Here is a 12,748-nt window from a genome sequence, read left to right on the forward strand (position 1 = left end):
TACGAATACCTGTTTACCCTATATTCCGCCGCCTCAAATCCTTGGGGAGGGGAATAAAAATGGCACGTCAACACGCACAATTACCGGTCAGTTCACCACGTCTGCTCGCCTCTGCAATTGGTGTAGCGATTACCGCAGGCTCCGCTGGCCATGTGGTCTTCGCCGCGGAAAAAACCGACAGCAAAGCCGCCGGCAATGCCATCGCCCTGGACGCCACCGCCATCACCGGCGAAGCGCAGGACTCAACGTCCTACCAGGTCGAAAAAGCCTCCTCGCCCAAGTACACCGCACCGCTGGTCGACACGCCGCGCTCGGTCACCGTTATTCCGCAACAAGTACTCAAAGACACCGGCGCCCTGAACATGCAGGACGCGCTGCGCACCGTGCCGGGCATCACCTTCGGCGCCGGTGAAGGCGGTAACCCGCAGGGCGATCGTCCGTTCATTCGCGGTTTCGACGCCCAGGGCGACACCTACCTCGACGGCGTGCGCGACACCGGTTCGCAAAGCCGCGAAATCTTCGCCGTGGAAAACATTGAAGTCAGCAAGGGTCCGAACTCCGCCATCGGCGGTCGTGGCGCGGCAGGCGGCAGCATTAACCTTGTGAGCAAGAAAGCCCACCTGGGCAACTCGTTCGATGGCGGCTTCACCTGGGGCTCCGACCAGACCCAGCGTTACACCCTCGACGGCAACTACCAGTTCAGCGACACCGCCGCTGGCCGTCTGAACCTGATGAGCCACGAGAGCAACGTCGCCGGTCGCGACAAGGTCGACTACGACCGCTGGGGCATCGCGCCCTCCCTGGCGTTTGGCCTGGGCACCGACACCCGCGTCAACCTCGACTACTACCATCTCGAAAGCAACGACACCCCGGACTCGGGCATCCCTTACACCATCCCGGCCGGCGGCTCCGCTGCACGCACCAAGTCCAATCCGGACAAACCTTACGCCGGCGGTGACCACAGCAATTTCTACGGTCTGGATCGCGACTTCCGCAAGGGCCGCACCGACACCGCGACCTTCGCCATCGAGCATGACCTGAGCGACTCGCTGACGATCAAGAACACCCTGCGCCACGGCACCAGCATGCAGGATTACATCCTGACCCAGCCGGACGACAGCAAGGGCAACGTCAACAATGGCAGCCTCTGGCGTCGTGCCAATACTCGGGTAAGCAACACCGAGACCACCACCAACCAGACTGACCTGTTCGGCAATTTCTACGTCGCCGGCTTCAAGAACAGCTTCTCCACCGGTGTCGAGTACACCCGTGAGGAAAGCCAGAAGTCTTCGTACAACGTCAACACCGACACCACCCCGCGCACCACCAACGTGCCAGCGAGCAGCAACTGCACGCCGTCGATGATCGGCGCGTCGAGTAACTACAACTGCACGTCGCTGTCGAACCCGAACCCGAACGATCCGTGGAACGGCGCGATTTCGCGCAACTATGCCGGCACCGACACCCAGGCCAACACCTACGCGCTGTATGTGTTCGATACGCTGGAGCTGAACGAGCAGTGGCTGGTGAACATGGGGCTGCGTTACGACCACTTCGACACTGACTACAAGACCTACAACGCCGCTGGCACCACCACGTCCAAGGGCGATGACACCAGCGAGTTCGTCACCGGTCAGTTCGGCGTGGTCTACAAGCCTGCGGAAAACGGCAGCATCTACGCCTCCTACGCCACCTCGGCCACGCCACCGGGCAACACCTTGGGCGAAGGTCAGGAAGGCAACCCGTTGGGCGGCACCCCAGATCGCAGCGGCAACCTGCTGAGCAGCGACATGGAGCCGGAAACCACCAAGAACTATGAAATCGGCACCAAGTGGGATCTGCTCAACGATCGCCTGTCGCTGACCGCTGACATCTTCCGCACCGAGAAAGAAAACGCCCGCGTACAAGTCGACACCACCTCGTACGAAAACGCCGGCAAGACCCGCGTGCAAGGTGTCGAACTGTCCGCCAGCGGCAAGATCACCGACAAGTGGCAAGTGTTCGCCGGTTACGCCTTCATGGACAGCGAACAAGTCGACGGCGGCCCGATGGGCAAGGCCAACGATGGCAACGAACTGCCTAACACGCCGAAAAACAGCGCCAGCCTGTGGACCACTTACCAGGTCACGCCGAAGCTGACCATCGGTGGCGGCGCGTTCTACGTCGACGACGTGTACGGCAGCGTGGCCAACACCACCATGGTTGACTCGTATGTTCGCTACGACGCGATGGCTGCGTACAAGCTGACCAAGAACGTCGACCTGCAACTCAACGTGCAGAACCTGACCAACGAAACCTACTACGACAAAGCCTTCTCGACCCACTTCGCCAACCAGGCGGCGGGCCGTACGGCACTGTTGAGCACCAACTTCCACTTCTAAGCAAGCTCGCTCCCACAGGTGATGTGATCAAAAGGTTTGCCCCGTTCATTCAATTGAACGGGGCTTTTGTGCGTAATAAAGAACGCTTCTCGATAACCCACGGCATAATGCGCGCCGTGAAGACAATTTCCGAATGGACGGCGAGTGACGTGTTGAAGAAAACCCTGTTCCAGTTGCACTGGTTTTTTGGCATCACCGCAGGCCTGGTGCTGGCGTTGATGGGCATCACCGGCGCGGCCTATTCATTTCAGGACGAAATCCTGCGGGCGCTGAATCCCTCCGTCCTGCAGGTGGAAAAACAAGTGGCCGGTGTCTTGCCGCCCGTCGAACTGGTCGAGCGCATAGAAGCCACGTCGGGGAAAAAAGTCTCGATGCTCTGGGTCGAAACCGACAGCGGCAACGCGGCGAAAGTCTTCTTCACCCCGCCCAAGGGTGAACGTCGCGGCGAGATGCGCTACTTCGACCCGTACACCGCCGAGTTCATGGGCGACGCGGTCGGCCAGGATTTCTTCGGCCTGATGCTGCAACTGCACCGTTTCCTCGCCATGGGCGACACCGGGCGCAATATCACCGGCGCCTGCACATTGATCCTGCTGTTTTTCTGCCTCTCTGGTTTGTATCTGCGCTGGCCACGGCAGTGGAACAGCTGGCGCGTGTGGCTAACGCTGGACTGGAAGAAAAAGGGCCGCGCCTTCAACTGGGACCTGCATTCGGTAGCCGGTACATGGTGCTTGTTGGTGTATCTGCTGCTGGCATTGACCGGGTTGTCGTGGTCGTACGAGTGGTACAACAAAGGCCTCACCCGACTGCTTTCCGACTCGCCACAAAACGAACGCGTGCGCGGTGGTCGCGGCCCCGCGCCGGAAGGCCCGGCACCGACCGCCGATTACGCGGCGATGTGGAGCAGCATTTACAGCGCGGCCGGTCCGGGCCTGGCGGCGTACAACATCCGTATGCCGGCCGTCGCTGGCCAACCGGCGACCGTGTTCTACCTGCTCGACAGCTCGCCGCATGATCGCGCGCTGAACCAGATCACCCTCGACCCGACCACCGGCATCGTCAAACGCGTCGACCGCTACGCCGAAAAGAGCTTCAAGGCGCAACTGCTGACCAGCATTTATGCGCTGCACGTCGGCAGCTATTTCGGTCTGGTCGGGCGGATCATCATCACCCTCGCAGCGGTGTGCATGCCGCTGTTCTTCATCACCGGCTGGCTGCTGTACCTCGATCGTCGCCGCAAGAAAAAGCAGATCAAGGATGCACGTAAAGGCCTCGCTCAACCGGCCGGCGATGCGTCGGCATGGCTGATCGGCTTCGCCAGCCAGAGCGGGTTTGCCGAGCAACTGGCATGGCAGACCGCCGGCCAATTGCAGGCTGCGGGACTGCCGGTGAAAGTGCAGCCGCTGGCGAATGTCAGCGAACAGGATCTGCGTGAATCGAACAACGCGCTGTTCGTGGTCAGCACGTTCGGCGACGGCGAAGCGCCGGACAGCGCGCGCGGATTCGAGCGCAAAGTGCTAGGCAAAGCGGCAACCCTCGACAGCCTGAATTACTCGGTGCTCGGTCTCGGCGATCGTCAATATCAGCACTTCTGTGGTTTCGCCAAACGCCTGCATCAGTGGCTGAGCGAACACGGCGGCAAGACCCTGTTCGCGCCAGTGGAAGTCGACAGCGGCGATCCGTATGCCCTGCGCCATTGGCAAACCCAACTTGGCCTGCTCACCGGGCAAGCGCCCGTCGATACCTGGCAAGCACCGAGTTACGACAACTGGACGCTGGTACGCCGCGAACTGATGAACCCGGACAGCAGCGGTGCGCCGGTTTACTTGTTGGGCCTGAGCGCACCGAACACCAGCAGTTGGCTGGCCGGTGATCTGGTCGAAGTGCTGCCGCGCAACTGCCCGTGGGCCATCGAGCACTTCCTCGACGGCCTCGGCATTCGTGGCGAAACCACCGTGAAAATCAACGGCCTCGACGAGCCGCTGGAAGTCGCGCTGGCCTCGCGGCAATTGCCCGAGCACCGCGCACATCTGGTTGGTCTGCATGCGCAATCGCTGGTCGACGCGATGGTGCCGCTGGCCATGCGCGAATACTCGATCGCCTCGATTGCCGCCGACGGCGTGCTGGAGTTGATCGTGCGCCAGGAACAGCATGCCGACGGCACCCTTGGCATCGGTTCCGGCTGGCTGACTGAGCACGCGCCCGTGGGCGGCAGCATCAGCCTGCGGGTGCGGCGCAACAGTGGCTTCCATCTGCCGAACGAACCGCTGCCGATGATTCTGCTGGGCAACGGCACGGGTCTGGCGGGGCTGCGCAGTTTGCTCAAGGCACGGATTGCCGATGGTCAGCAGCGCCAGTGGTTGCTGTTTGGCGAACGCAATCGTGAACACGATTTCCTCTGCCGTGCGGAGCTGGAAGAGTGGTTAATCAATGGTGATCTGGAACGGCTGGATCTGGCGTTCTCGCGGGATCAGGCCGAGAAGGTTTATGTACAGGATCGTTTGCGTGAATCGGCTGATGAGCTGAAGAAATGGCTGGCGGATGGTGCCGTTATTTATATCTGCGGCAGCTTGCAGGGGATGGCTTCGGGCGTTGATCAAGTGCTTAACGACATTCTCGGGGCCGCCGAAGTGGAGCGGTTGATTGAGCAGGGCCGCTACCGTCGCGACGTCTATTAAAAGCCCCTCACCCTAACCCTCTCCCGGAGGGAGAGGGGACTGACCTTGCGAGATTCACGCAATACGCCGACCTGAACGTCCTCTGCCGAATCCATAATCGACACGGTCTTCCAGGTCGACGTACCTCTTTAGACACCTCCGTCGGCCCCCTCTCCCTCCGGGAGAGGGCTGGGGTGAGGGTCGCTCTTGATCTTCAAACCGGCTGCAACTTCTTCTCAAAAACCGCCACCCCATTCAAATCCCGCAACACCACACTCATCTCCCCGCTCTGCCCTTCAATATTCACCTCGCCAAAAAACTGAAACCCGGCAAACGGCGAAGTGTTCTGCGCCGGCGGCGCCTTCTCGAAAACAACCTCCGGGCCAAAGGTTTTATCCAGCGGATTGGGCCCGAAACTCCCGGCGTTCAGCGGCCCGGCGACAAACTCCCAGAACGGCTCGAAATCCTGAAACGCCGCGCGATCCGGGTGATAGTGATGCGCCGCGCAGTAATGCACATCTGCCGTGAGGAAGACAAAATTGCGCACCTGCTGCGCACGCAGATAGCCGAGCAACTCGGCGATTTCCACCTCGCGCCCCTGCGCCGGTCCCGGGTCACCGTTAGCCACCGCTTCCCAACGCGCCACACCCGGACTGACCTCACCATCCGGCACGCCCAGACCGATCGGCATGTCGGCGGCAATGACCTTCCACTGGGCTTTGGATTTCTTCAAGCCGCGCTTGAGCCAGTTCAGTTGCTCACGCCCCAGAAACGGTTTCGCCGCGCCGAGGTTGTCGTCATTGGCGCCGCGATAACTGCGCATGTCGAGCACGAACACATCGAGCATCGGCCCATAGCTCAACTTGCGATAAATCCTTCCGCCAGCATCGGCAGCCTGCAAACGCATCGGCGAGTATTCCAGCCACGCCTTGCGTGCGCGCCCGACCAGGGTGTGGATATCTTTCTCCTGGTAGCGCTCATCAAGCTGCTTGCCGGGCGACCAGTTGTTGACCACTTCATGGTCGTCCCACTGCCAGATCTGCGGCACCTCGGCGTTGAAGCGGCGGATGTTTTCGTCCATCAGGTTGTAGCGGTAGTTGCCGCGATAATCGTCGAGGGTCTGCGCGACTTTGCTCTTCGCTTCGGTAGTGAGGTTGCGCCAGATGCGACCGTTTTCCGTGGTGAGCTGCGCGGGCACCGGGCCGTCGGCGTAGATGGTGTCGCCGCTGTGGATAAAGAAGTCCGGCAGGCGCAGACGCATGGCTTCGTAGATGCGCATGCCGCCGATGTCCGGGTTGATGCCGAAGCCCTGGCCGACGGTGTCGCCGCTCCAGACGAAACGAATATTGCGCCGCGCCGTCGGTGCGCTGCGCAGGTGGCCGAGCCACGGTTCGCTGGCGACGCCGGTGCGGGCGTCCTTGAAATACACGCGATAGAAAATCGCCTGATCGGCGGGCAGCCCGGTCAGTTCAACGCGGGCGGTGAAGTCGCTGCGGGCATCGGCGAGGGCCGAGACCACCCGGCGCGGGTGACGAAACTGGCTGCGGGTGTCCCACTCGACCACCATATGCGCCGGGCGATCGCTGCGGCTCCAGATCATCGCGCGGTCGCCTTGCAGATCGCCGGACTGCACGCCGTCGGTCAACTGCGGGCGATCCTTGACCGACGCAATCACCGCCGGCGCCAGGCTTGGCATCAGCAGACCGGCACCAACGACTTGTATGACACGCCGGCGACCGGGGTTGAAATCGCTCATGGTGTTCTCCCTGTAAAAAGGAAAACTTAAGCACGCGATCATGAAACAGACATGACACCAGACACTCCACAGCACCAATTGTAGGAGTGAGCCTGCTCGCGATATCGGTATATCTGCCAACATTCATGTCACTGACAGACCGCTATCGCGAGCAGGCTCACTCCTACAGGGCCAGTCAGGCCTTGGCGGGTTCCAGCGCCAGCTCAACGGCCTCCGGGCGTTTGACCGTCGCGTAGACAACGGCGGTCAAGAGGCTCCCCGCGACAATCGCCAGCAAATACAGCAACGCATGATTGATCGCATTCGGAATCGCCAGCACAAACAAGCCACCGTGCGGCGCCATCAATTTGCAGCCGAAGTACATCGACAACGCACCGGTCAATGCACCGCCGGCGATGCTCGCCGGGATCACCCGCAACGGGTCTTTCGCGGCAAACGGAATCGCCCCTTCGGAGATAAAGCACAGCCCCAGCACGAAGGCAGCCTTGCCGGCCTCGCGCTCAGTCTGGGCGAACTTGCGTCGCGCAATGAATGTGGCGATGCCCAGACCAATCGGCGGCACCATGCCCGCTGCCATGGTCGCGGCCATCGGTGCATAACTCTGCGACGCCAACAGACCTACCGAGAACGCGTACGCGGCTTTGTTGATCGGCCCGCCGAGGTCGACGCACATCATGCCACCGAGCAGCACACCGAGCAGAATCGCGTTGGTGGTGCCCATGCTGTCGAGGAAATGCGTGAGCGCCCCGAGCATGCCGGCGACCGGTTTACCGACCACGTAAATCATCACCAGACCGGTGATCAGGCTGGCGAACAACGGGATGATCAGAATCGGTTTCAGCGCTTCGAGACTTTGCGGCAAGGCGACATATCGACTGATAGCCTTGGCCGCATAACCGGCGATAAACCCGGCGATGATGCCGCCGATAAACCCGGCGCCCAGCGTACTGGCAAGCAAACCACCAATCATCCCCGGCGCCAGGCCCGGTCGGTCGGCGATCGAATAAGCGATGTAACCGGCCAACAACGGCACCATCAACTTGAACGCCGTCTCACCGCCGATCTGCATCAGCGCAGCGGCCAACGTGCCTTCTTCCTTGAATGCGGTGATACCGAACACGAACGACAAGGCGATCATCAAACCACCGGCCACGACCATCGGCAGCATGAACGACACGCCCGTCAGCAGGTGTTTATAGATGCCGGTTTTCTCTTGCCTGGCCGGTGCCTTGCCGTCACTCGCGGCGCTTTCCACAGCGCCTTCGGCCAAGGCTTTTTTCAGCGTGGCTTCGGACTGTTTCAAGGCAATCCCGGTGCTGCAGCGATAGATTTTCTTGCCGGCGAAACGCTCGGTGGCGACTTCGATATCCGCCGCCAGCAACACCACGTCCGCGTCGGCAATCGCCGCTGCGCTCAACGGGGTTTTCGCGCCCACCGAGCCTTGGGTTTCGACCTGCAATTCATAGCCCAGACGCTTGGCGGTCTGCTGCAGGGCTTCGGCCGCCATGAAGGTGTGGGCGACACCGGTCGGGCACGCGGTGATGGCGACAATGCGCGGTGCACGCGACGCATCAGTCGCCGGTTCAGCCTCACTGGCAACGTAAACTTCTGCCTCTTCAGCACCACGACGCAGCACCGCCTCGACATCCTGCAACGCCTGCGCCGGGGCGATCTGGAACACCCGTTTGCCGACAAAGCGGCTCATGTCCACCGCGCCGGTGGCGACCAGCAACACCCACTCCGCCGCCGCAATCGTCGCTGCCGACAATTCGCGCTCAGGGTGCGCTGCATCGACCACTTCAACGCTGGTGCTCCAGCCCTGACGCTGCGCCGCCGCATCGAGCAAACGCGCGCACAGCACACTGGTGACCATGCCGTTCGGGCAAGCCGTAACAATGGCTAATTTCATGACAAACCCTCTTATTGTTCTGTCAGGGGACGCACGCGCACGCCCTGTTCGAGCTGCGCCAGTTGCGCCGCGTCGTTGATGCCAAAACCGATCTGGGTCACCGCCATCGCCGCAATGGCGGTGGCCGTGCGCAGGGTTTGCTCGGGCGTATCGGCGCTGAGCAAACCGTGAAGCATGCCGGCCAGCAACGAATCACCGGCACCGACCGTGCTGGCGACGCTGACCTTGGGCGGCGTGGCATGCAGTGCTGAGCCAACGCTGAACCAGTTCACGCCATCAGCACCGTGAGAAATCACCACGTGCTCGATGCCTTGCGCATGCAAGCGCGCCGCTGCCTGAGCCTCGGCCGCGTGAGAAACCACGTCGCAACCGAGTGCGTCGGCGAGTTCTTCAGTGTTCGGTTTGATCAGCCACGGACTGGCTTTCAAAGCTTCGCGCAACGCTTCGCCGCTGCTGTCGAGAGCGACTTTCAGGCCAAGTTGATTGAGCCGTTCGATCAACTCGCGCAACCACTGCGCCGTCACACCACGCGGCAAACTGCCAGCTACCACCACCGCATCGTGACCCGGTGCAATCTGCACCAGTCGATCGAGCAACGCTTGTTGCGCGGCGGCATCGACCACCGGCCCCGGGCCGTTGATGTCGGTGATGCGGCCATCCTGTTCGGCGACCTTGATGTTGCTGCGAGTCTCACCCGGCACGCGGATAAACGCGTCGACAAAACCGCGCTTGGCGAACAGGGTTTCGAACGCTTGCAGGTTGTCTTCACCGAGAAAACCGCTGACCGTCAGTTGATGGCCGAGGTCGGCCAGCACCTGCGCGACGTTCACACCTTTGCCGGCAGCGTGGGTGTGCATCGCGTCGCTGCGATTGACCTGACCGGCCTCCAGGCGTGGCAGTTCGACGGTGAGGTCGAGCGCCGGATTGAGGGTCAGGGTAAGAATCTTGGCCATTACAGGGCCTCCACTAGTGCGCGCACTTCGTTGGCGCTGCCCACGGCCAGGGCGTGTTGAGCAAGGGTTTGCGCCTGGGTCAGGCTGAGTTCGCGAATGCGTGCCTTGACTTCGGCAATGCTGCGTCCGGAGACGCTGAGTTCATCGACACCGAGGCCAACCAGCACCGGCACCGCCAGCGGGTCCGCCGCCAGTTCGCCGCAGACGCCGACCCATTTGCCATGGGCATGGGCCGCGCGCACGGTGATGTCGATCAGTTGCAGCACCGCCGGGTGCAAGCCGTCCGCCTGCGCCGACAGGGTCGGGTGACCACGGTCGATGGCCAGGGTGTATTGCGTGAGATCGTTGGTGCCGACACTGAAGAAGTCGACTTCCTTGGCCAGTACCGGCGCGAGCAGAGCGGCGGACGGTACTTCGATCATGATCCCCAGTTGCAGATCGGCGACCGGGATTTCCAGGCGCAGACGTTCGGTCATGTCGCGGGCCTGACGCCACTCTTCGACGCTGCCAACCATCGGGAACATGATCCGCAGCGGACGGTTGTCCGCCGAACGCAGCAGGGCGCGCAATTGCGCTTCCATGATCTGCGGACGTTGCAGGGTCAGGCGAATGCCGCGCACACCGAGGAACGGATTTTCTTCCTTAGCGATCGGCCAATACGGCAGCGGTTTGTCGCCGCCGACATCCAGCGTGCGCACCACCAGCGGACGACCGGCGAGGCCATCGAGGACGCGGCGGTATTCGGCTTCTTGCGTGGCTTCGTCGGGCGCTTGCGGATGGGCCATGAAAATCAGTTCGGTACGCAGCAGGCCGATGCCTTCGGCGCCCTGCTCCACCGCGCTGATCACGCCCGCACTTTCGCCGATGTTGGCGAACACTTCGACCGCATGACCGTCGGTAGTGTGTGCCGGTTGATGGCGTTGTTCGGCGGCAATTTTCAGACGTTGTTCGCGGGTGTCGCGCTCTTCGGCGGCGCGTTGCAGGGTCGCCGCATCGGCGTCGACGTGCAGGCGACCGCGTTGGCCGTCGAGCAGCAACGGTGTGCCCGGCGCCAGCAACAACACCGCTGCGCCAGCGCCGACCAGCGCTGGAATCCCGAGAGCACGCGCAACGATTGCACTGTGCGCCGTGGCGCCGCCGCGCGCGGTGAGAATCCCCGCCACGCGCACCGGATCCAGCCGCGCGACATCGGACGGACCGACCTCGTCCATCACCAGAATGTACGGTTGCTCAGGCTCGCTCGGAGTTTGCACGCCACACAGTTGCGCCAACACGCGACGACCGACGTCACGCAGGTCCGCCGCCCGTTCGGCGAGCAACGCGTCCTGTAGCGATTCCTGTTGTTTGGCCGCCGCTTCGATCACCGCCATCCACGCCGCTTCGGCGCTTTCGCCTTGCTTAAGGCGGGTATCGACTTCATCGGTGAGTTCCGGATCGTCGAGCATTTCCTGATGGGTGATAAAGATCTCGCGGATGGCTTTGGCTTTGCTGCGTTCGATCAGGCCCTGAATGTCACCGCGCACGTCGCCGAGCGCTTGCTTGAGACGTTCGCGCTCAACGGCGGCAGACTCGCCGCGCAGCGGGTAATCGATGGTTTGCTGAACCTGAAAATGCGCAGGCCCGATGGCAATGCCAGGGGCTGCCGGGATCGCCTGCAACTGAGCGCCGGACGCCGGGGCAATCAGCACTTCGGCGATGTCGGCAATGACCTCGCGCTGCTGGCTTACGGCTGGCAGCGGCTCGACTTCTTCGCCAAGGCCTTCTTCGATCGCGGCCAAGAGTGCCGGCAAGGCGTCAGCGGCGATGCTCGGTTCCGCGATCAACTCCAGCACCTGACCGCGACGGGCGCCGAGGCTGAGCAGCTTGCTCAGGCTCTTCACCGACACGGCGCTGTCCTGGCCGTCGACGATGCGCACACGAATTTCGCCATCAAAACTCTTCGCCAGCTGCGCAAGGATCTTCGCCGGGCGCGCGTGCAAACCATGGGCGTTGGCCAGGGCAATGCGTGCGCTCGGCCAGTCGGCGGGCAATTCACCGCCGAGCACTTCGAGGACTTTTCGGCTGCTGGTGGCGCGGCCCAGCTCATGGCCGCGACCTTCAATCAGCAACGCGCAAAGACGCTCAAGCAAAGCTTGATGCGCCTCGCCAAGACTGGCCAGACAGAACAGACCGCTGAGCGGTTGACCGAAGTAGCGCATCGGTTTGTCCGGCGTCACGAACGCCAGCCCCGGACGCTTCACGGTCTGCTCGCTGTGCAGCCACCACAGGCCATCGCCCAGCGGCAGCGCTTCGACTTGTTGCAACACACCGGCAAAACCGTTGCTCACACAATCGGCCTGACGCAACAGACGCGCGCCACGCCAGACCAGTTCTTCGAAATCGTCAGCCGACACGCCGAGTCCGATCATCTGCGCATCCAGCGCCAGTTCCTGTGGCGCGCCTTGCAGCAATTTCAGCAGCGCTTCGGGGGAATTGGCACGACGCAGGGCCTGGCCCAGATCGGTCTCGCCGAGGGCGCGGGTCAGCAGTTGCAGCAGGCGCAGGTGTTCGTCGGATTTGGCGGCAATGCCAATCGCCAGATAAACGATCTGGCCATCGCCCCAATCCACGCCTTCCGGGAACTGCATCAGGCGCACGCCGGTGGCGAACACCTGATCGCGGGTTTGCGGCGTTCCGTGAGGAATGGCAATACCTTGACCGAGAAAGGTCGAGCCCTGGGCTTCCCGTGCCTGCAATCCGGCGAGGTAACCGTCGGCAACCAGACCATCGGCCACCAGGTGATTGGCGAGCAGTTGCAGCGCAGCGGGTTTATCCACAGCCGATTGGCCCATGGATATCTGCTCTATAGTGAGCTCGAGCATGCGATCTCCTTTTTGGCGCTTTATGAGTGCCAGGTATTGTTTTGAATGGTTTGCAGCTTAGGCGTTTTACCGCTTTGCTTTTCAGCGGCAGTTTTGGCGGTTTCACGGCAGAACCGGCCAAAGACGTCTAAAACGTAGAAAATACGCTTGCTGAAACGTTTAATCTAGATTGATCGGCACGTTACTCGATAATGTCCCATCCTTGAAGTCCAACTTGTCGGATGCGCTGCG

6 protein-coding genes are annotated in these 12,748 nt (G+C 61.9%); 2 read left to right on the top strand and 4 right to left on the bottom strand.

All coding sequences use genetic code 11. The features are described from left to right. Nucleotides 1–59: 59 nt before the first annotated feature. Together H8F23_RS03495 and H8F23_RS03500 are read left to right on the top strand one after the other, a co-directional pair. Nucleotides 60–2,381: a TonB-dependent receptor gene (locus H8F23_RS03495; RefSeq protein WP_194933428.1), complete on the top strand. Its 2,322-nt coding sequence runs from the start codon at nucleotides 60–62 to the stop codon at nucleotides 2,379–2,381. 149 nt (nucleotides 2,382–2,530) lie between these two features. Next, entirely contained in the window at nucleotides 2,531–5,059 is a 2,529-nt protein-coding gene (locus tag H8F23_RS03500) for a PepSY domain-containing protein (protein WP_194933489.1), read from the top strand. A 193-nt stretch (nucleotides 5,060–5,252) separates the two neighbouring features. Here the strand turns inward: H8F23_RS03500 and H8F23_RS03505 are convergent, their stop codons facing one another. The 4 genes from H8F23_RS03505 to ptsP form a co-directional block, all read right to left on the bottom strand. After that, on the bottom strand, nucleotides 5,253–6,794 hold the full coding sequence (locus tag H8F23_RS03505) for an alkaline phosphatase D family protein (RefSeq protein ID WP_194933429.1): 1,542 nt from the start codon (nucleotides 6,792–6,794) through the stop codon (nucleotides 5,253–5,255). 175 nt (nucleotides 6,795–6,969) lie between these two features. After that, complete coding sequence (locus tag H8F23_RS03510; RefSeq protein WP_194933430.1) at nucleotides 6,970–8,703, bottom strand: PTS fructose-like transporter subunit IIB; 1,734 nt, start codon at nucleotides 8,701–8,703, stop codon at nucleotides 6,970–6,972. An 11-nt stretch (nucleotides 8,704–8,714) separates the two neighbouring features. Next, a complete protein-coding gene (gene pfkB, locus H8F23_RS03515; RefSeq protein WP_194933431.1) occupies nucleotides 8,715–9,656 on the bottom strand; it encodes a 1-phosphofructokinase in 942 nt (313 codons plus the stop codon). After that, on the bottom strand, nucleotides 9,656–12,517 hold the full coding sequence (gene ptsP / locus H8F23_RS03520) for a phosphoenolpyruvate--protein phosphotransferase (RefSeq protein ID WP_194933432.1): 2,862 nt from the start codon (nucleotides 12,515–12,517) through the stop codon (nucleotides 9,656–9,658). Before ptsP ends, pfkB begins: the two co-directional genes overlap by 1 nt. Nucleotides 12,518–12,748: the final 231 nt, after the last annotated feature.

It is taken from the genome of Pseudomonas neuropathica (genome assembly GCF_015461835.1).
Classification (GTDB): Bacteria; Pseudomonadota; Gammaproteobacteria; order Pseudomonadales; family Pseudomonadaceae; genus Aquipseudomonas; species Aquipseudomonas neuropathica.